Source organism: Nitratireductor sp. GCM10026969, assembly GCF_042660605.1.
In the GTDB taxonomy this organism is placed as follows: Bacteria; Pseudomonadota; Alphaproteobacteria; order Rhizobiales; family Rhizobiaceae; genus Chelativorans.
Genome location: NZ_JBHSUM010000025.1, coordinates 24,009 through 42,941, shown reverse-complemented (window position 1 = coordinate 42,941; position 18,933 = coordinate 24,009). Strand labels below are relative to the sequence as shown.

15 protein-coding genes are annotated in these 18,933 nt (G+C 63.3%); 7 read left to right on the top strand and 8 right to left on the bottom strand.

What is annotated here, in order from left to right:
* Nucleotides 1-109: 109 nt before the first annotated feature.
* From ACFP9U_RS08365 to ACFP9U_RS08355, 3 genes are all read right to left on the bottom strand, one after another.
* On the bottom strand, nucleotides 110-1,135 hold the full coding sequence (locus ACFP9U_RS08365; RefSeq protein ID WP_378620531.1) for a fatty acid desaturase: 1,026 nt from the start codon (nucleotides 1,133-1,135) through the stop codon (nucleotides 110-112).
* A 65-nt stretch (nucleotides 1,136-1,200) separates the two neighbouring features.
* Nucleotides 1,201-1,446: a hypothetical protein gene (locus ACFP9U_RS08360; protein WP_378620528.1), complete on the bottom strand. Its 246-nt coding sequence runs from the start codon at nucleotides 1,444-1,446 to the stop codon at nucleotides 1,201-1,203.
* A 117-nt stretch (nucleotides 1,447-1,563) separates the two neighbouring features.
* A complete protein-coding gene (locus tag ACFP9U_RS08355) occupies nucleotides 1,564-1,773 on the bottom strand; it encodes a cold-shock protein (protein WP_322451346.1) in 210 nt (69 codons plus the stop codon).
* A gap of 317 nt (nucleotides 1,774-2,090) precedes the next feature.
* On the opposite strand from ACFP9U_RS08355, the gene ACFP9U_RS08350 reads away from it, so the two are divergent.
* The 7 genes from ACFP9U_RS08350 (at nucleotide 2,091) to ACFP9U_RS08320 (ending at nucleotide 14,303) form a co-directional block, all read left to right on the top strand.
* Nucleotides 2,091-2,405, top strand: coding sequence for a co-chaperone GroES (locus ACFP9U_RS08350; protein WP_378620526.1), 315 nt, complete (start codon nucleotides 2,091-2,093; stop codon nucleotides 2,403-2,405).
* A 50-nt stretch (nucleotides 2,406-2,455) separates the two neighbouring features.
* Nucleotides 2,456-4,090, top strand: a complete 1,635-nt coding sequence (groL, locus tag ACFP9U_RS08345; protein WP_378620524.1) for a chaperonin GroEL — start codon at nucleotides 2,456-2,458, stop codon at nucleotides 4,088-4,090.
* 69 nt (nucleotides 4,091-4,159) lie between these two features.
* Complete coding sequence (locus ACFP9U_RS08340) at nucleotides 4,160-4,549, top strand: hypothetical protein (protein WP_378620521.1); 390 nt, start codon at nucleotides 4,160-4,162, stop codon at nucleotides 4,547-4,549.
* Nucleotides 4,550-4,794: 245 nt separating this feature from the next.
* Nucleotides 4,795-5,049 carry a DUF1488 domain-containing protein gene (locus ACFP9U_RS08335; RefSeq protein ID WP_378620520.1) on the top strand — a complete coding sequence of 85 codons (255 nt, stop codon included), beginning with the start codon at nucleotides 4,795-4,797 and terminating at the stop codon, nucleotides 5,047-5,049.
* Nucleotides 5,050-5,101: 52 nt separating this feature from the next.
* The gene (locus ACFP9U_RS08330; RefSeq protein ID WP_378620518.1) at nucleotides 5,102-5,380 is read left to right on the top strand and encodes a hypothetical protein; all 279 of its coding nucleotides are present in this window, start codon (nucleotides 5,102-5,104) and stop codon (nucleotides 5,378-5,380) included.
* A gap of 6 nt (nucleotides 5,381-5,386) precedes the next feature.
* Nucleotides 5,387-5,692: a hypothetical protein gene (locus tag ACFP9U_RS08325; protein ID WP_378620516.1), complete on the top strand. Its 306-nt coding sequence runs from the start codon at nucleotides 5,387-5,389 to the stop codon at nucleotides 5,690-5,692.
* A 124-nt stretch (nucleotides 5,693-5,816) separates the two neighbouring features.
* Entirely contained in the window at nucleotides 5,817-14,303 is an 8,487-nt protein-coding gene (locus tag ACFP9U_RS08320; protein WP_378620515.1) for a GH36-type glycosyl hydrolase domain-containing protein, read from the top strand.
* A gap of 158 nt (nucleotides 14,304-14,461) precedes the next feature.
* On the opposite strand, the gene ACFP9U_RS08315 is transcribed toward ACFP9U_RS08320, so the two are convergent.
* From ACFP9U_RS08315 to ACFP9U_RS08295, 5 genes are read right to left on the bottom strand one after another with little or no spacing between them, the layout of a single operon-like run.
* On the bottom strand, nucleotides 14,462-15,448 hold the full coding sequence (locus tag ACFP9U_RS08315) for an acetamidase/formamidase family protein (protein ID WP_378620513.1): 987 nt from the start codon (nucleotides 15,446-15,448) through the stop codon (nucleotides 14,462-14,464).
* 42 nt (nucleotides 15,449-15,490) lie between these two features.
* Nucleotides 15,491-16,219 carry an ABC transporter ATP-binding protein gene (locus tag ACFP9U_RS08310; RefSeq protein ID WP_378620533.1) on the bottom strand — a complete coding sequence of 243 codons (729 nt, stop codon included), beginning with the start codon at nucleotides 16,217-16,219 and terminating at the stop codon, nucleotides 15,491-15,493.
* Nucleotides 16,209-16,934: an ABC transporter ATP-binding protein gene (locus ACFP9U_RS08305; protein ID WP_378620511.1), complete on the bottom strand. Its 726-nt coding sequence runs from the start codon at nucleotides 16,932-16,934 to the stop codon at nucleotides 16,209-16,211. The genes ACFP9U_RS08310 and ACFP9U_RS08305 overlap by 11 nt, the downstream gene beginning before the upstream one ends.
* Nucleotides 16,934-18,019, bottom strand: a complete 1,086-nt coding sequence (locus tag ACFP9U_RS08300) for a branched-chain amino acid ABC transporter permease (RefSeq protein WP_378620509.1) — start codon at nucleotides 18,017-18,019, stop codon at nucleotides 16,934-16,936. Before ACFP9U_RS08300 ends, ACFP9U_RS08305 begins: the two co-directional genes overlap by 1 nt.
* A 3-nt stretch (nucleotides 18,020-18,022) precedes the next feature.
* Nucleotides 18,023-18,895: an ABC transporter permease subunit gene (locus tag ACFP9U_RS08295; RefSeq protein ID WP_378620507.1), complete on the bottom strand. Its 873-nt coding sequence runs from the start codon at nucleotides 18,893-18,895 to the stop codon at nucleotides 18,023-18,025.
* Nucleotides 18,896-18,933 lie beyond the last annotated feature (38 nt).

Here is an 18,933-nt window from a genome sequence, read left to right as displayed (position 1 = left end):
TGCAGCCATGTCGTCACGCGCCACCTCCGCAAAGCCGATGTCTCTGCGTCCTCCGCGACAGGTGCTCACGGTCAATGGACGACGCAAGATCATGCCGCGTTCACTGCACTCAAGCCGCCCTTGCCTCGCGAAAAGAGACAAGGCGTTTGGCACTATCGTCCCACAGCACGAGTTTGACGCATCTCAGGCTCTGCAGAAGGGTAATGCGGCCTATGTCGCGCAGATCGGGATGGTCCCGCAGCACTTCCGGCAGACGATAAAACGGCACCTTGGCCGACAAGTGGTGCACATGGTGGATGCCGATATTCCCGGTGATCCAGCGCAGTGGAAAGGGAAGATCGTAATGCGAGCTGCCGTGCAGAGCGGCGTGCTGGAAGCTCCAGTCGTCGTCCTCGGACCAGTGCGTCTCCTCGAACTGATGCTGAACATAGAAAAGCCACACGCCCGCCGTCGCCGCCATGAGGGTGATCGGCACCTGCACCATGAGAAAGGGACCGACCCCCATCAGCCACATCAGGCTCGCGACCGGAAGGGCGATGCCGAGATTGGTGACGATCGTCGAGGTCCAGGGCTGCACGCCGGCGCGCATAAGGCCGAGGGGCAGCCGATACTGGCAGATGAACAGCCAGGCAGGGCCGAAACCGAACATTACCAAGGGATGGCGATAGAGCCGATAGCGCAGGCGGCCCCACCAGGGCAATGCATGATACTCCCCCACCGTGAGGGTATTGACGTCGCCGATTCCGCGCTTGTCGAGATTGCCTGCCGTCGCATGATGGACGGCATGGGTGCGACGCCAATAGTCATAGGGCGTGAGGGTGAAGACGCCGATGACCCGGCCCGTCCAGTCGTTGGCGGAGCGGTGGGCGAACAAGGCCCCGTGCCCGCAATCATGCTGCAGGATGAAAAGGCGGACCAGAAAGCCGGCTGCGGGGATCGTCAGCAGGAGGCCCCACCAGTGGCCGTACACGGCGGCGGCCGCCGACAAGGCCCACAACGCGACAAAAGGCAGGGCCGTGACGGCTATCTCGAGCGTGCTGCGGGCCGGGTGCGGCTGCTTGTACTGGGCGAGAACCGCAGTCCAGGAGCGCTCCTTCCTCTGAGCGGGGTCGTCAGCGGCGAAGTTACTTTTCACAAGCTATCCAACTTAACATTTGCGCCCAGCGGGACGCGTGGTGATGGTCACGTCGTTTCGGATACTCAGACTGCACGGCGGGAAGCAACTCCCTTCGCTTTCTTTGCAGCGCGAGCCTTGGTCGGCGCGGGTTTAGGTTGCCGCGCCTCCATTTCCAGACGCGCCTGCCTCAGTCTTTGGCTCTTGGCTTGTCGGCTGTCGGCTTCCGCCTTGATGAGCGCGCGCGCCGTACTGTCAGTCAGATCCGCTTTGCTCTGCGCCTTCGATGGCACGGGCCGAAACAGATTGTTTCTCGTGATGGTGTCTGTCATATCATTGCTCTCCTCACGGATTGGCCTGAAAGCAAAAAGGCCGGGCAGAAGCCCGACCTCCTCCTCGTCTCGACGATCCGTGCCAGTCCATCCGTGGTCACGTCTCGAAGACGAAGTTTACGCGGCCTGCAGGTTTTCCGCAGCACTCTTGCCCGAACGGTTGTCCTTGACAACATCGAAGCTCAGCTTCTGGCCTTCCACGATGGTGCGCATGCCAGCACGCTCGACGGCAGAGATGTGGACGAAAACGTCCGCAGCGCCATCATCGGGCTGGATGAAGCCGAAGCCTTTGGTAGCATTGAAGAACTTTACGGTTCCAACGGTCATGACGATTTCCTTTCAATCAGTCATTATGAATATGCTTGCCGCGCATGACGCGAGAAGCGGTCAAGGTCGAATTTGAGAGGGAAGATCGTCAGAGCGCTGTGGCGCATAACAAAGTTCATCAAACAAGATCGATCCGCCCCTACATAGGCATGTCCGGCGTCCAAAACAAGGCTGCGACCAAGAAACCTGGTTATCGGGACCGTCATCAGAAGAGCCTCGCCCCTGAACTATTGTTTCTGGCACTCCTGTTAATCGACTGCCAATAGGCCTATATGAAGGGACGTGGCCCCCTACACCCGGCCGCAGAAAGAACACTCATGAAATTCCGGCCCCTCCACGACCGCGTCGTCATTCGGCGCGCCGAAGGCAATAATACATCCAAGGGCGGGATCATTATTCCCGACAATGCGAAAGAAAAGCCGCAGGAAGGCGAAGTGGTCGCCGTCGGCCCGGGCGTTCGCGGCGAAGATGGCAAACTGACCCCGCTCGACGTGAAGACGGGCGACGCCGTTCTCTTCGGCAAATGGTCCGGCACCGAGATCAGCATAGACGGTCAGGATCTGCTGATCATGAAGGAAGCCGACGTTATGGGCATCGTCGAAAAGACGGTGCTTGCTGAGAAGGCCGCCTGACAGGCGATTTCTGCGGGCCCAGTTTCAAGAACGAACGAATCGAGAAAATCATGTCTTCCAAGGAAATCAAGTTTGGCATCGATGCGCGCGAGCGGATGCTGCGCGGCGTCGAGCTCCTGAACAACGCCGTCAAGGTGACGCTCGGCCCCAAAGGCCGCAATGTCATCATCGACAAGGCCTATGGCGCGCCGCGCATCACCAAGGACGGTGTCACCGTCGCCAAGGAAATCGAGCTTGAAGACAAGTTCGAGAACATGGGCGCACAGATGGTGCGCGAAGTGGCCTCGAAGACCAACGACCTTGCCGGTGACGGCACCACCACCGCGACCGTACTTGCCGCGTCCATCCTGCGCGAAGGCACCCGGCTTGTGGCGACCGGCATGAATCCAATGGACTTGAAGCGCGGCATCGACCTTGCGGTCCACGCCGTCGTCAAGGACATCGCCGCGCGCGCCAAGAAGGTCAAATCCTCCGGCGAGATCGCTCAGGTCGGCACGATCGCCGCCAATGGCGATGTCTCGATAGGCGAAATGATCGCCAAGGCGATGGAAAAAGTCGGCAATGAGGGCGTGATCACGGTCGAGGAGGCCCGGGCCGCCGATACCGAGCTCGACGTTGTCGAAGGCATGCAGTTCGACCGCGGCTATCTCTCTCCCTATTTCGTCACCAACGCCGAGAAGATGCGGGCGGAGCTCGAGGATCCCTACATCCTCATCCACGAGAAGAGACTCGGCAATCTGCAGGCGATGCTGCCGATCCTCGAAGCTGTCGTCCAGACGGGCAAGCCGCTCCTGATCATCTCCGAGGACGTGGAGGGTGAAGCGCTCGCCACGCTCGTCGTCAACAAGCTGCGCGGCGGCCTGAAGGTCGCTGCCGTCAAGGCGCCAGGCTTCGGGGATCGCCGCAAGGCCATGCTGGAGGACATCGCGGTGCTGACGGCCGGTCAACTGGTTTCCGAGGATCTCGGCATCAAGCTCGAGAACGTCACGCTCGATATGCTCGGCCGCGCCAAGCGGGTTCTGATCGAGAAGGATACGACCACCGTCGTCGACGGTGCCGGCGAAAAGGCGGATATTTCGGCCCGTATCCAGCAGATCAAGGCGCAGATCGAGGAAACCACCTCGGACTACGACAAGGAGAAGCTGCAGGAACGGCTGGCCAAGCTGGCGGGCGGCGTTGCGGTTATTCGCGTCGGCGGCGCGACCGAGACCGAGGTCAAGGAAAAGAAAGACCGCATCGACGATGCGCTGAATGCCACCCGTGCGGCGGTCGAGGAAGGCATCGTGCCTGGCGACGGCGTGGCGCTTTTGCGCGCCAAGGCGGCGCTAACCGGCCTTAAAGGAACGAACGCGGACATGTCCGCTGGCATCTCGATCGTTCTGAGAGCCCTTGAAGCCCCGGTCCGGCAAATCGCCGACAATTCCGGTGTCGAAGGCTCGATCGTCGTCGGCCGGCTGATGGACGCGAAGGACCCGAATACGGGGTTCAACGCACAAACCGAACTTTATGTCGACATGATCGAAGCCGGCATCGTCGATCCCGCCAAGGTGGTTCGCACGGCCCTGCAGGATGCCGGATCCATCGCAGCGCTTCTTGTCACGACGGAGGCGATGGTCGCCGAGATCCCGCAGAAGGGCGCACCTGCCATGGCGGGCGCCAACGGCATGGGCGGGATGGGCTACTGAGCAGCGCCTGAAAAGCCTGTCGGAGACGACCGCGCATAGCCGGAGCAACATCCAGGAAGGATTAATTCCATGGGAACGCAGAACAACAGCACATCCATCGCCCAACGCTGGAACAACTATCAGCCGTCGAAATCGACACTCGTGTGGGCATGCGCCGTCACGGCCGTAGCCACCATGGTCGTCGGATTCAGTTGGGGCGGCTGGGTCACGGGCGGCACGTCGCGCACGCTGGCATCGACGGCGGGAGACGTCGCACGCGGAGAACTGGCCGCGCTCATATGCGTGGACAGGTTCAACGCGGCCCCCGATTCAAGGGCCCGCCTCGTCGAGCTCAAGGCACTTAACAGCACCTACAGGCAGCGACAATTCATCGAGGCCGGCGGCTGGGCGACGATGCCCGGCAACACGTCCGCCACCCGCCGTGCGGCTGAAGGCTGCGCGGTCGCGCTGGCGGCCTGAGTGTGGCTTCTCACATCAAAGTGAGGACCGAAGGTGGAGGGCGCCACTCGGCTCTCAGGTCCAGCGGGCCAGCAACAGCATTTTGCGCAGCAGTCGAGTCCGGCCATCTTGCCCGATGGACCGTGACGCGTGCGAGATCAGCGTCTGCGTGAATGAAGGCGGCGCTGTCGCCGCTCGCCCTTTGCAGAAACGGCAGGGCGGCGAACAGCAGTTTCTCTCCTCCCAATGCCAATGAGGTATCAATCATGACACTCACATTCCCCAATAGAAGCCGCAGCTATGACGAGACCAGAGAGCGTGTCCGTTTCATCGGCCATGATGGCATGTTCGAGGTGCGGTTCTCCGTCGAGACCAACGCGCTCTCCACCGCAGCCGACGACGAAGCGCATTATCTGGCCGCCTTCGATGCAGCGCGCACCACGATCCACGATGTCGCTCGGGAAATCTACAGGAACGCCCGCAAGACCGAATATGTGCTGACGGCGGCGGACTTTCGTTAAGCCGGGACTCCCCTGGCTCACCCCGGATGGGAGTTAAAGATTGGATTCTGCTATGACCGTTCGCACCACGCATACAGAGATCACGTTCAAGCGACCATTCATGCTGAGCGCCTTTGACGCTCGGCAGCCGGCAGGAACCTATCGCCTGTTGGTCGACGAGGAAGAAATCTTCGGTCTTTCCTTTCTCGCCTACCGGCGCACAGCCACGGCGCTGCAAACTCCGGCGATTTCCGTGACAAGCAGCCGACATCAGACGGTGGAGGTCGACCCGGAGGAACTGGCGGCGGCATTGGACGCGGATGCGCTCGCAAGCCGGACTGTCGGGGAGTAGCCGTTCGTGCAGCACCTTGGTGGAATCCACGGTACCGGCCTCCTGAAGTGCGGAGACAAGACACTTGGCCGCGCGGACTATGATTTTGACGGCTTCCTGCGGAAGCCGGGCGAAGTGATCGGCAGCGGCGAAATCCGGATGCTTCCCGACACGCTGCGGCAGGTATTCGGCCGCGAGGATCTGCAGTTCCTGACCGATAAGGGGCGGCTGCTGACTCTCCGCTTCTCCGATAAGCACCTGCCTGAGGCCAGCGACGCCGCTCACGTGGACGTTGCCGGCGACCTGCCGCCGCAGACGGAGTGGCGGCACTGACGGTCGGACTCAGTTGCCGCGATTATCGATCGCGCCAGGACTCTGCCTCTGTCTGAATAAGGGCCGGGGTTTCAACAAATCAGCTTGTTCAGCGCGAGTAGCGCGCAGGCTGGAAAGGCCCTTCTTGAAATCGATCCTTAATTTTCTGGGGCTTCGCTCCTCATCATCGCCATGGAACGATGTGGCGCCGGTGAGGGAGGAGCTTTTCAGCGTGGAGCGGCTCGAGCAGCACGCGGAAAGCCTCGCTGTCGCGCAACCGGTGAGCAACCGGCCTCCAGCCGTCCTACCCCTGCACACGAGGCTGAACGACAATGCCGCCGTTTTGCTCGCCGCCTATCGGGCGAGTGCCGCGGAATTGGAGAGCGGCCGGGGTGTGGTCCCTGCCGCTGAATGGCTTCTGGACAATTATCATCTGGTCGAAGAGCAGATTCGCGAGATCAGGAACGACCTTCCTCCCGGCTATTATCGCCAGTTGCCAAAGCTGAGCGAAGGACCACTTGCGGGCTATCCGAGGGTTCTCGGGCTCGCCTGGGCCTTTGTCGCACATACCGACAGCCTTTTCGATCGAGAGAGGCTGCGGCGGTTTCTGGTGGCCTATCAGCGGGTTCAGCCCCTGACGATCGGCGAGCTGTGGGCAGTAGCGATCACCCTGCGCATTGTCCTCATCGAGAACCTGCGCCGGCTGGCAGATCAGATGACCGTGGGCCGCGCGGCGCGCGCGGATGCGGCGGCGCTTGCCGGGCGGCTTCTTGCATCGAACTGCGGCAAGACCGCGCTCGAGACGGATATCGCCTCGCGCTCACCGGAGCCGTTGTCTGAACTCTTTGCTGCGCAACTGGCCAAACAGTTGCGGAATCAGGATCCCGAAACAACGCCGGCGCTCGGTTGGCTGGAGGAGCGCCTTGTTCTCCAGGGCGTGTCGGTCGACGCCGTGGTGCAGCACGCCCAGCAAAGGCAGGGCGCCTCCAATGTCACCGTGCGCAACATCATCACCAGCATCCGGCTGATTTCCGACATCGACTGGGCGGAGCTTTTCGAGAGCGTGAGCCTGGTCGACGAGCGGCTGCGGGCGGGAAGCGCCTTTGCCGACATGGATTTTCCGACCCGCGACCTTTACAGGAACGCGATCGAGCAACTGGCCCGCGGCTCCTCGCTCTCTGAGCTCGAGGTTTCGGACATTGCGCTTGACGCCGCGCGCCAAGCAGATGCCGAAGCGGACGGTACACCAGGCGCGGAGCGTGCCGGCGACCCGGGCTATCACCTGATTGCGCAAGGCCGCGCGGCACTTGAGTGCGCGATCCGGTTCCGGCCACCGCCGCGGCTGCGGATCAGCCGCTTCAACACGCGACTTGGCATTGGCGGCTATATCGGGTTGATCCTGCTTGTCACGGCGATGGTGCTGACCGTCGCCCTGTGGGCGCTTTCGCGCTCCGATCTCGACACCATCTGGCTCGTACTGTTCGCCTTGATCGGATTTCTCCCCGCGACCGAGGTTGCGACCTCCCTCGTCAACCGTGCGATGACCTGGAGTTTCGGCGCGACGATCCTGCCCGGTCTCTCACTCAAGCAGGGCGTTCCGGAATCCATGCGGACGCTCGTCGCCGTGCCGACGCTTCTTACCAGTGAAGTGGACCTTCTGGAGCAAGTGGAGCGCCTCGAGGTTCACCACCTTTCCGGCGTCGGCGGTGACCTCGTCTTCGCCCTCCTTACGGACGGGCTCGATGCGGATCAGGAAGTCATGGAGGGAGATGCCCGACTGCTCGATAGCGCCGCCGAGGCGATCGCTCGATTGAACCGGCGTCACGAACCCGCCCCAAGCGGAAACCGCTTCCTCCTCCTGCATCGGCGCCGCATCTTCAACGCGGGCGAAGGCAAGTGGATGGGCTGGGAACGCAAGCGCGGAAAGCTGCACGAACTCAACCGGCTCCTGCGCGGCGCCGATGACACCACCTTCATGCCCATAGGCGGACGGCCGCCGCAGGTGCCGGCCGATGTGCGCTACGTCATCACGCTGGACGCCGACACGCGGCTGCCGCGCGATGCGGCGCACCGCCTGATCGGCAAGATGGCGCATCCGCTCAATCGGCCGCGCTTCAGCGAAGCCGAGCAGCGTGTCGTCGACGGCTACGGCGTTCTCCAGCCGCGTGTCACCCCCTCGCTTCCGGTCGGCCGCGAAGGATCCTTCTATCAGCGCGTTTTCTCGGCCCCCGGCGGCATCGACCCCTACGCGGCTGCCGCATCGGACGTGTATCAGGATCTCTTCGGCGAAGGCACCTATACCGGCAAGGGCATATACGATGTCGACGCCTTCGAGGCGTCCCTTGCCGGCCGCGTGCCGGAGAACACCATGCTCAGCCACGACCTCTTCGAGGGCGTGTTCGCCCGCGCCGGTCTCGCTTCCGATGTCGAGGTGATCGAGGAATTTCCGTCCCGATACGACGTTGCCGCCAAACGCCAGCATCGCTGGACTCGTGGCGACTGGCAACTTCTTCCCTGGGTAACGGGACTGCGCAGCGGACATCTTGGGCTTCCCTCCGTCGGCCGTGGGAAGATGCTGGACAATCTGAGGCGGTCACTGCTGGCGCCGTTCACGCTCCTGGCTCTGGGGCTCACATGGCTGATGCCGCTGCCAGCCGCGGTGACGGGAACTTTGCTTCTCCTTGTTGCCGTCGCGATCCCTGCGTTCCTGCCGATTTTATTCACACTCGTGCCGCACCGGGCCGGCATTCGCTTGCGCAGTCATGTTGCAACGCTCGCCGCTGACGTGCGGCTCGCAGCCGTTCAGAGCGTCCTTTCCATCGTTTTCCTGCCCGACCAGGCGTGGCGAATGGTCGATGCCATCATCAGGACGCTGGTGCGCCTCTTCGGGTCCCGCCGCCATCTGCTGGAATGGACGACAGCCGCGCAATCCAAGGGAAGCCCGCGCCTGAACTTCGCCGGTTTCTATCGCCGCATGGCATTCGGCACGCTGCTCGGGCTTGTCTTGGCCGTGGCCGCCATCGGCCTGGCGCCGTCGTCCTGGCCCCTGGTCCTGCCTTTCGCGCTGTTGTGGCTGACCGCGCCGGCGCTCGCCTTGTGGGCGAGCCGGTCGCCGAAGGCCGGACCGCGCCTTGCGATTTCCGATCCGGATGCGACCGAACTGCGTCTCATCGCGCGCCGCACCTGGCGCTTCTTCGAAACCTTCGTGACGCCCGAGGACAACATGCTGCCCCCGGACAATTTCCAGGAGGATCCGAAGCCCGCCCTGGCGCACAGGACGTCGCCCACCAATATCGGGCTCTATCTCGTCTCCGCGGTTGCCGCCCGCGACTTCGGCTGGGCGGGTACGGTCGAGACCGTGGAGCGGCTGGAGGCTGCGTTGCAGACCATGCGCAAGCTCGCGCGGCACGAAGGCCACTTCTTCAACTGGTATGCGACCCAGGACCTGCGTGTCCTCGAACCCGCCTACATTTCGTCGGTCGACAGCGGCAACCTCGCCGGACATCTGATCGTACTCGCCAACGCATGCGAGGCATGGGTGAACGAGAGCGTCGCGCCGAATGCCCGGCTCGGGATGACGGACAGTATCCAACTTGCACGTCAAGCGCTCGATGCCTTCTCCGGGGACCACCGCATAGCTCAACTCTCCCTGATGTTTGATGACATCGAAACTCAGTTGAATGGCCCGCAGACGCTCGAGGTGCTATCACCCGTCCTGACGCGCTTGGCGGACAAGGCCGCCGCCACGGCGCGCGATATGCTTCCCACGGAGATCGACGACAGCGCCCCGGATCTCGTCTTCTGGATCGATTCCTTCAAGAAGACCGTGGCCGAGCACGCGCGGGATCGATCCGCTGACCACGTTTTGAAAGACCGACTGCAGGCGCTTGCCGCGGATGCGCGCGAGATGGCGATGGCGATGGACTTCGCCTTTCTTCTTGATCCCGAACGCAAACTGTTGTCGATCGGCTATTCCCTCGCCGACGACAGTCTCGACCCAAGCTGCTACGATCTGCTCGCTTCGGAAGCCCGGCTCGCGAGCCTCTTCGCCATCGCCAAGGGCGACGTCGAAACACGACACTGGTTTCGCTTGGGACGGGCGGCAACACCGCTCGCAAACGCGTCGGCGCTGATCTCCTGGTCAGGTTCCATGTTCGAATATCTGATGCCGTCGCTCGTCATGCGCGCGCCTGCCGGCAGCCTGCTCGAACAGACCAACCGGCTGGTGGTGGAGCGCCAGCAGGCCTACGCGCGGTCGCTCGACATTCCATGGGGGATCTCCGAGTCCGCCTACAACGCACGCGACATGGAGCTGACCTATCAATACTCCAATTTCGGCGTTCCGGGTCTCGGCCTGAAGCGCGGCCTCTCCGAAAACATTGTAATCGCGCCATACGCCACCGGGCTCGCGGTGATGATAGACCCGCACGGCGCTCGCGATAACTTCGCCCGCCTCGCGCGGTTGGGTGCCAGTGGCCGCTACGGCTTTTTCGAAGCGCTCGATTTCACCCGCTCGCGGCTTCCCGAAAAGACGATGGTGGCGGTCGTCCGCACATCCATGGCCCATCACCAGGGCATGACGATCCTCGCCATCGCCAATACGCTGCACGATGGCGAGATGCGTGCCCGTTTCCATCGTGAGCCGATGATCCAGGCGTGCGAACTCCTGTTGCAGGAACGTATGCCCCGCAACATTGTGACCGGCCATCCGAAGGCCGAGGAGGTGAAGGTCTCCCCAGCCACGGCGGATGCCGAATTCCCGACCTCGCGCCGCGTTACCGCCACCATGGCCGGTCCGCCGGTCACTCACATGCTGTCGAACGGTCGCTACGCGGTGATGTTGACAGCCGCCGGCGCAGGCTACAGCGGCTGGCGCAACATCGCCGTCACGCGCTGGCAAGAGGATGCGACCCGCGACGACTGGGGCTCTTTCATTTTCCTGCGCGATGTCCAAAGCGGGGATATCTGGTCCGCCGGGGCTCAGCCCCTCGGTGCCGAGGGGGAGAATCGCGAGGTGGTGTTCGATGAGGATCGCGCCCAGTTCACCTGCCGCCACGGCAACCTGACGACCCGGATGGATGTTCTGGTCTCCGGCGAGGACGACTGCGAGGTCCGGCGCATATGCTTGAGCAATGGCGGGCGGCGGCCGCGCGAGATCGAAATCACGTCTTATGCAGAGATCGTCCTGGCGCCACCCGCCGCCGACCGGGCACACCCCGCCTTCTCCAAGATGTTCGTGCAGACCGAGCATGCCGCCGAATTCGGCGCGCTGATTGCAACGCGCCGTCGGCGCTCGCACGCCGAACCGCACGTTTGGGCTGCCCATCTCGCCGTGGTCGAGGGGGAGATAGTCGCCGATCCACAATACGAGACCGACCGTGCCCGCTTCATCGGGCGCGGCCGCACAATACGCACGGCAGCGGCGGTGGCGGAAGCGGGGCCACTCTCGAACACGGTGGGTACGATCCTCGATCCCATATTCTCGCTGCGGCAGCGCGTGAAGATCGCACCTGGCAAGGTTGCGCGCATCGCATACTGGACCGTCGTCGCATCGTCGCGCGCAGAGCTCATGGACCTCATCGACAAACACCACGATCGCAGCGCGTTCGAACGTGCCAGAACATTGGCGTGGACCCAGGGGCAGGTCCAGCTCCGCCATCTCGATGTCGATGCCGCGGAGGCCGCGGATTTTCAGCGCCTGGCCGCACCCATCCTCTACGCCGATCCACGCTACCGGGCGCCCTCCGATGAGATCGTCCACGGTGCCGGTTCGCAATCCGACCTCTGGCATCTCGGCATTTCCGGTGATCTGCCGATCGTGTTGCTGACCATTGACGATCCCCAGGACATGCCTCAGGTTCGGCAGTTGCTGCGCGCCCATGAGTACTGGCGGATGAAGAGCCTCGCCGTCGACCTGGTAATCGTCAACGAGCGAGCATCCTCCTATACACAGGACCTGCAGGTCGGCATCGAAACGGCTGTGCGCAGCAGCCAGTCGCGACCGCGCTTTGGCGCGGAACTCGCGCAGGGCTCCGTCTACGCACTTCGCGCGGATCTGATGAGCGCCAAGGCGCGCGACCGGCTCCATTCGATCGCCCGTGTCACATGTTCGGCACGTCGCGGACCGATAGCCGAGCAACTCGATCGTCTGCTAACCCCATCTGTCGATCGCCCCTCAGCCTCCCTCCCACAAAGGGCTGTGCGGCAGCTCTCCGCGCCGCACGCGCCGCCGCTCGAATTCTTCAACGGGCTCGGCGGCTTCGACAAGAACGGACGGGAATATGTGACGATCCTCGAGGGCGGCGCCGTCACGCCCGCGCCGTGGATCAATGTGATCGCCAACCCAGATTTCGGCTTTCAGGTCTCGGCGGAAGGAAGCGGCTACACCTGGGCGGAAAACAGCCGCGAGAACCAGCTTACACCATGGTCGAACGATCCCGTGGTCGATCCGAGCGGCGAGATGATCTACATCCGCGACGAAGAGACCCTGGATCTATGGAGCCCGACCGCGCAGCCGATCCGCGATAGCGGCACCTATGTTTCGCGCCACGGTTTCGGCTACAGCCGTTTCGAGCACGAGGCAAACGGCATCGCTCTCGATCTCTTGCAATACGTTCCTCTGTCCGATCCGATCAAGATCTCGCGCCTGACCCTTCGAAATCTTTCCGGCCGTCCCCGCCGCCTGTCGGTCACGAGCTATGCGGAGTTGGTGCTCGGCACCTCGCGCAGCGCCACGGCGCCCTTCCTGGTGACTGAGATCGACGAGACCACCGGCGCGATGCTGGCGCGCAATCCCTGGAGCATCAATTCCTCCGGTGGGATTGCCTTTGCCGATCTTGGCGGGCGGCAGACCGCATGGACGGCCGACCGAGCCGAGTTCCTTGGCCGCTACGGCAACCCGTCGGCACCTCGTGCGCTCACCGGTCATATGCCGCTGTCGGGGATCACCGGCGCCGGCCTCGATCCTTGCGCGGCCCTGCAGCAGACAATCGAGATCGGCGCGGACGAGACGGTCGAAATCGTCTCGTTTTTGGGGCAGTGCGGCTCGCAGGAGGAGGTCCGGGCGCTGATTGCGCGCTATCGTACCACCGATCTCGATGCCGTTCTCCAGGAGGTGACGGATCACTGGACCGGCCTTCTGCAGGCGGTCCAGGTCAAGACGCCGGACCGCGCGACGGACATCATGCTCAATGGCTGGCTCCTGTACCAGACGCTCGCCTGCCGCATCTGGGCGCGCTCGGCTTTCTATCAGGCGAGTGGCGCCTACGGTTTCCGCGACCAGCTTCAGGACGGAATGGCCCTGACGCTGACAAAACCCGAAGAGACGCGGCGCCATCTCCTGCGCGCGGCCGCCCGGCAGTTCGTCGAAGGCGATGTCCAGCATTGGTGGCTGCCTCGGTCGGGGCAAGGCGTCCGCACGCGGATTTCGGACGACCGGGTCTGGCTCGCATTCGCGGCGGCGACCTACGTGAATGCGACGGGTGATGCGGCGATCTTGGACGAGATCATCCCGTTTCTCGAGGGTCCGCCGCTTGACGCCGGCGAGCACGACGCCTTCTTCCATCCCACGGAAGCGGCCGAATCCGCCTCGCTGTTCGAACACTGCGCTCGTGGTCTCGACCAGTGCCTGGAGCTCACCGGCGAGCTCGGCCTGCCGCTCATGGGCACGGGCGACTGGAACGACGGCATGAACCGCGTCGGCGAGGGCGGCAAGGGCGAGAGCGTCTGGCTCGGCTGGCTGCTGCTGCGGGCGATCGAGCTGTTCGCGCCTCTAGCGGAAGGGCGTGATCCAAGCCGCGCCGAACGCTGGCGGGCTCATGCGGCCTCCGTGCGCGAGGCGCTTGAGAGGCATGCATGGGACGGTGAATGGTATCGACGCGCGACCTTCGACGACGGAACCTGGCTTGGCTCGAAGGAGAGCGAGGAGTGCCGGATCGACTCCATAGCCCAGTCCTGGGCCGTCCTGTCGGGCGCCGCGGACCCGGCGCGGGCGGCAACGGCGATGGCATCACTGGAGAAGCATCTCATCCGCCGTGAAGACGGCATGGCGCTTCTGTTCACGCCGCCCTTCGACAACACGCCGCACGACCCCGGCTACATCAAGGGCTATCCGCCGGGCCTGCGCGAGAATGGCGGGCAATACAGCCATGCGGCCATGTGGGTGATCCTGGCCCTTGCGAAATCGGGTGCAGGCGACAAGGCACACGATTTGTTTTCGCTGCTCAACCCGATCAACCATGCGCTCACGCCCGAGGAGATCGAACGCTACAAGGTCGAACCCTATGTCGTTGCCGCGGACGTCTATTCCGTCGCACCAAATGTCGGTCGGGGCGGATGGACCTGGTACACCGGCTCCGCCGCCTGGATGTACCGCTCCGGCATCGAGGGCGTTCTGGGTATCCGGCGCGAGGGTGAATTCCTCATCGTCGACCCGTGTATCCCGGCGGCTTGGCCGGGTTTCGAAGCCACTCTACGACTGGGTTCAACCCGCTACGACATCCGCGTGGACAACGCGACGCGCCGCGGTTCGGATGCCTGGTCCGCAGTGATGGACGACGAACCTTTGCAGTGTGCAGGACCGAGCGTGCGCGTGCCGGTAGACGGACGCAAACACAGCCTGTTTCTAAAGTGATTTCATGAACTCAAGGCTGTCATAGCCCGACGATGTCGCGATAGTACCCGGTTTCATTCCGCACGGCCCTGCGCCAGCGAGAGATCGAGACCGGAAAGACGCGGGGCTTTCGCTAGAACGGTGAAGCGCCGAGGACGACAGCGAAATCCATTCCACTGTCAAAGGTAGTGCTTCTGCACCGATGCACCCAGCGTGTATTTCGGGTCGACCATGTTGCCGAGACGCACGCGGCCGGTTTGGGTGAGAAACATATACGCGTCGATCTCCTCGAATCCGTAGTCGGACGCCATCCACCGAACCAGTTCCCGATAGGCGATGCGCGCCGCGTCCTCCATGGGTTTGGCCGAGCCGATCGTCATGATGAAGTCTTCCGTCTCCAACCGCGGCCACTTGAGCGTCCAGCCCTTGATGAGATCGATCTGTATCGTCGTCACGGTCGGGTGCTCGACGGCCACACCGCACAGTTCGCCGTCGCCCTGGGCGGCATGGCAGTCTCCGAGATATAAAAGCGCGCCGGCTGTGTTGACGGGCAGGTAGATCACCGCGCCGACGCGCACGTCCGGCAGGTCCATGTTGCCGCCGTAATAGTCCGGCTGCAGCGACGTGATCGCCTCGATTTCCGGTGACGTGCCGATCGTGCCGATGAAAGGCTGGTAGGGGATGGTGAGCCGGCTGTTCCATTTCACCCCAGTGTCGGGGTCAACGTGGAGTTTGCGCACTCGCTCCGGCAGCGGCGGGTTCAGGAGCGCGGTGTCCCCGGTGGAAACCAGCCCGCCGAAATCGGGCATGATGACGGTGGTGCCGGCGGGCTGGGGGCCGCGCGGCACCATCGACTTGATGTAGACGGCGAGACAGTCGCCCTTTTCCGCTCCGTTGACGTAAATCGGTCCGTTCTGCGGGTTGAGGTAGGGAAAGTTCAGAATCTCGCTCGGCTTGTCCGTCTCGTGCTTTATGCGGCCCTCGAAAGCGTCGTGGGTTTCCACGGTGACGACGGCACCGGGATCGACCTCGATCACCGGATCGACATAGGGACCGTAGACATAGTGGTAAGTCCCCTGCTCGGCTTCGGTGATGGTGTGCTCTGAAAGCGCCTTGCCGGCGGCTTCGCCGCGCGTTGCCAGGATTGAGGTTTCCAGCCAGGACATGTGGTTCTCCCTTTGGTTATGAAGTGTCCGCCGCCACGGGTGTCAGACCGACAAGTACTGGCGGACGCGCTCCCGGTCGTCGAGCTCGCGGGCCGTGATCTCGGCGACGATCCGGCCCTTGTCCATGACATAGCAGCGCTCGGCCATCGCCTGGATCATGTCCAGATTCTGCTCGACCAGGACGACTGTGACGCCGCTTGCCCGGTTCAGGGCAACCATCGAGCGGGCAATCTCCTGAACGATAGAGGGCTGGATGCCTTCCGAGGGCTCGTCGAGCAGAATGATCTTAGGGCCACCGACCAGCACCCGGCCGATGGCGAGCTGCTGCTGCTGCCCGCCCGACAGGGTCCCCGCGCGCTGCCGCCGTCGTTCCCTGAGGATGGGAAAGGTTGCAAAGACGGCGTCATATGCTTCGTCGACATCGGCTTTGACGTGGCGCTCGCCGCGGATCATTTCGCCGACCTTCAGGTTCTCGACCACGTCCATGCGCGGAAAGACATCCCTGCCCTGCGGCACATAGCCGAGCCCGAGACGGGCGCGCCGGTGCGCCGGCAGCGCGCGAACGCTCTTACTTGCGAAAACGACGTCGCCTTCCATCGTCGGCAGCAGGCCGGTGATGGTCTTCATCAGTGTCGACTTGCCGACGCCGTTGCGGCCGATCACGGCGACGATCTCGCCTTCGCGGACCTCCATATCGACGCCCTGCAGTACCGGTTTCCCGCCGTAGCCCGACCAGAGGCGGACGGTGTTCAGGAGCACCTCACGAGGCATGGGCATGTCCTTGTCCAAGATAGATCGCGGTGACGCGTTCGTCGCTGACGATCTCGTCCATCGAGCCCTGCGCGAAAACACGGCCCTGGTGGAGAACGGTGACTTGATCCGCCACCTGCCGCACGAAGGTCATATCGTGCTCCACGGCCAGCACCGTCGTTCCCTGCCGATTAAGCCGGCAGATCATGTCGCCGGTCGCGCGGGTTTCGTCCTCGGACATGCCGGCGGTTGGCTCGTCGAGCAGCAGCAGCCGCGGCTTGAGGCTGACCGCCATACCGATTTCCAGCCACTGCTTCTGACCGTGGCTGAGGTCGCCGGCGGGCTGCGAGCGCGCTTGTTCGAGCTTCAGGAAGGCCAGGAGGCGGTCGATTTCGCCGTCAAGCGACTCCCGTCCGTGGTGATGTTGCAACGCGATCTCCAGGTTCTGGCGCACCGACAACGTCTTGAAGATGCCGGGGACCTGAAACTTGACGCTGATGCCACGATGGATGCGCTGGAAAGGCTTCAGCCCTGTAATGTCCTCGCCCGCAAAGTGAATGGAGCCGCTCGATGGCGCGTGCTCGCCGAGCATGAGCCGGAACAGCGTACTCTTGCCGGCACCGTTGGGGCCGATCAGGCAGTGAACCTCGCCTTCCGCGACGGCGAAGTCTACATCCGCGGTCACGTGCAGGCCGCCGAAATGCTTGTTGAGTGCGCGTGTTTCCAGCAACGGCATCAGCCCGCCCCCTTTCGAAAAAGACGCCCCAGATGGCGGGCGAGCGTGACGATGAAGCCATCCGGCGCCAGAAGAACGGTAACGACCAGAAGCAGCCCCATCACCACGAGCGCGTACTGGCTGCCGTAGATCGTGAGCCACTGAAAGCCGGCGATCACCGCGAGCGTGCCGATCAACGTGGCCGTCAGGTCGGAGCGGCCGCCGACGGAGACCCAGATCACGGGCAAGGCAGCCGACGTAATCGACATGGAAGATGGCGTGATGTACTGCCCCCAGCTCGTGTAGAGACCGCCGGAAAGTCCGGCCAGGCACGAACCGATGACGAACGCCCCGAGCTGGTATTTGCGCACGTCGTAGCCCAGCATCTCGGCCCGCTCGGGGTTCTCGCGAATGGCCACGAGCACGTTTCCGAAGCGGGAGTTCACGAGTATGCGGAGCCCCAGATAGACGAGCACCAGGAGCGCGAGCACGAGGCAGTAGAGAAGCCGGTCGGGAAACAGGATGATATCGCCACCCGGCCAGGGGAGGGTCAATGGCGGCATTCCGCCCATCCCGTTGTAGCCGTTCAGACGTGCCGTGCCGACGGTCCATTCCGGCCCGGCCGTCTGCGCCATGAAACGCTCCAGGACCAGCGTCACGGACAGGGTAACGATCCCGAGAAAGACACCGCTGATCCGGCCGAAAAACAGGAAATAGCCGAGCGCGGCCGCAACCAGCCCCGCAATTCCGACACTCAGGAAGAGGGCGGCGAAGGTGAACCCGTATGCGTCGCCGACGTTGATGGTGAGGATGCCGTAGCCGTACCCGGCAATGCCGAAGAAAGCGGTCTGACCAAACGAAAGCGCGCCGCCGTACCCCCAGATCAGGCTGAGGCCCAGCGCCATGAAGGTCCAGTTGAGAAAGTAGACGGTGTTGCCGACCGTGTAACCGTCGGTGAAGAACGGATAGGCGAAGGCAAGGACGACCACACCAGCGAACCCGCTCCAGAAAACCGGTCCACTGCCCAGTGTCTGGGGTCCTTCGAGCAGGCGCAGCACCCTTGGGGCCGAGATTGCCGTATCAGGCAAGGTGGAAACGTTCTTCATGGGTCAGGCACGCTCGCGAAGAAAGAAACCGGAAAAGCCCTTGGGCAGGATCCGGATGACGATAATGACGGCGACGAGAAGTCCGATCTGGCCGAAGAGCTGGCCTTGCCAGGACGTCAGGAGTGCCTTCACGAGGCCCAGCACCACCGCCGCCGGCGCCGTACCCAGGAAAACGTCCGCGCCGCCGACGACGACGGTCACGAATGCTTCCATCAGGAAGGTCGAACCCATGGTGGGCACGAGAGTCATGGTCGGCGCGTAGAGCCCGCCGGCAAGCCCGGCAAGTGCAGTGCCGAGGCCGAAGGTGATGCCGTAGACGCGGCCGGTGTTCACGCCGAGTGCCTCGGCCATGTGGGGAACCTGGATGGTGGCCCTGGCGATAATCCCGAAACGAGTGGCATTGAAGACCAGGTAGAGACCGACCAGGACGGCGATGGCGGCGGCAATCAGGACCAGCCTGTAGACCGAGTAGGAATATCCCCCGACATCGATGCTGCCGAACGGGGTACCGATGCCCGCCATGGTCGAGCCGAGCAGGATGAGCGTTCCCTGCGTGGCGATGAGGCTGACGCCCCAGGTCGCAACGATGGTGTCCAGGGGTCGGCGATAGAGGGGGCGAACCACAATGCGCTCGACGAGCATTCCCACGAGCCCGGAAACGACCGCGCCGGAGACGACCGCCACAGGCAGTGGAATGCCGACACGCGCCGCCGCCACCGTCACATAGGCGCCGCACATGATGAACTCGCCATGGGCAAGATTGATCACACCCATCATGCCGAAGATGATGGCGAGGCCGCAGGCGGCAAGCACCAGGAAGGCGAACGCGTCGCCGAACTGGTAGAGCAGAGCGAAAGCTGCGCTGAAAAGGTCCAAGGCGGGTCTCCGAGGCGGGAAAGCCGGACAACGCTCGC

What these genes read in the sequence shown, in the direction of transcription:
- ACFP9U_RS08360 (WP_378620528.1), bottom strand. Translation starts at nt 1,446, where the DNA reads ATGACAGACACCATCACGAGAAACAATCTGTTTCGGCCCGTGCCATCG.
- ACFP9U_RS08355 (WP_322451346.1), bottom strand. Translation starts at nt 1,773, where the DNA reads ATGACCGTTGGAACCGTAAAGTTCTTCAATGCTACCAAAGGCTTCGGC.
- ACFP9U_RS08350 (WP_378620526.1), top strand. Translation starts at nt 2,091, where the DNA reads ATGAAATTCCGGCCCCTCCACGACCGCGTCGTCATTCGGCGCGCCGAA.
- groL (WP_378620524.1), top strand. Translation starts at nt 2,456, where the DNA reads ATGTCTTCCAAGGAAATCAAGTTTGGCATCGATGCGCGCGAGCGGATG.
- ACFP9U_RS08340 (WP_378620521.1), top strand. Translation starts at nt 4,160, where the DNA reads ATGGGAACGCAGAACAACAGCACATCCATCGCCCAACGCTGGAACAAC.
- ACFP9U_RS08335 (WP_378620520.1), top strand. Translation starts at nt 4,795, where the DNA reads ATGACACTCACATTCCCCAATAGAAGCCGCAGCTATGACGAGACCAGA.
- ACFP9U_RS08330 (WP_378620518.1), top strand. Translation starts at nt 5,102, where the DNA reads ATGACCGTTCGCACCACGCATACAGAGATCACGTTCAAGCGACCATTC.
- ACFP9U_RS08315 (WP_378620513.1), bottom strand. Translation starts at nt 15,448, where the DNA reads ATGTCCTGGCTGGAAACCTCAATCCTGGCAACGCGCGGCGAAGCCGCC.
- ACFP9U_RS08310 (WP_378620533.1), bottom strand. Translation starts at nt 16,219, where the DNA reads ATGCCTCGTGAGGTGCTCCTGAACACCGTCCGCCTCTGGTCGGGCTAC.
- ACFP9U_RS08305 (WP_378620511.1), bottom strand. Translation starts at nt 16,934, where the DNA reads ATGCCGTTGCTGGAAACACGCGCACTCAACAAGCATTTCGGCGGCCTG.
- ACFP9U_RS08300 (WP_378620509.1), bottom strand. Translation starts at nt 18,019, where the DNA reads ATGAAGAACGTTTCCACCTTGCCTGATACGGCAATCTCGGCCCCAAGG.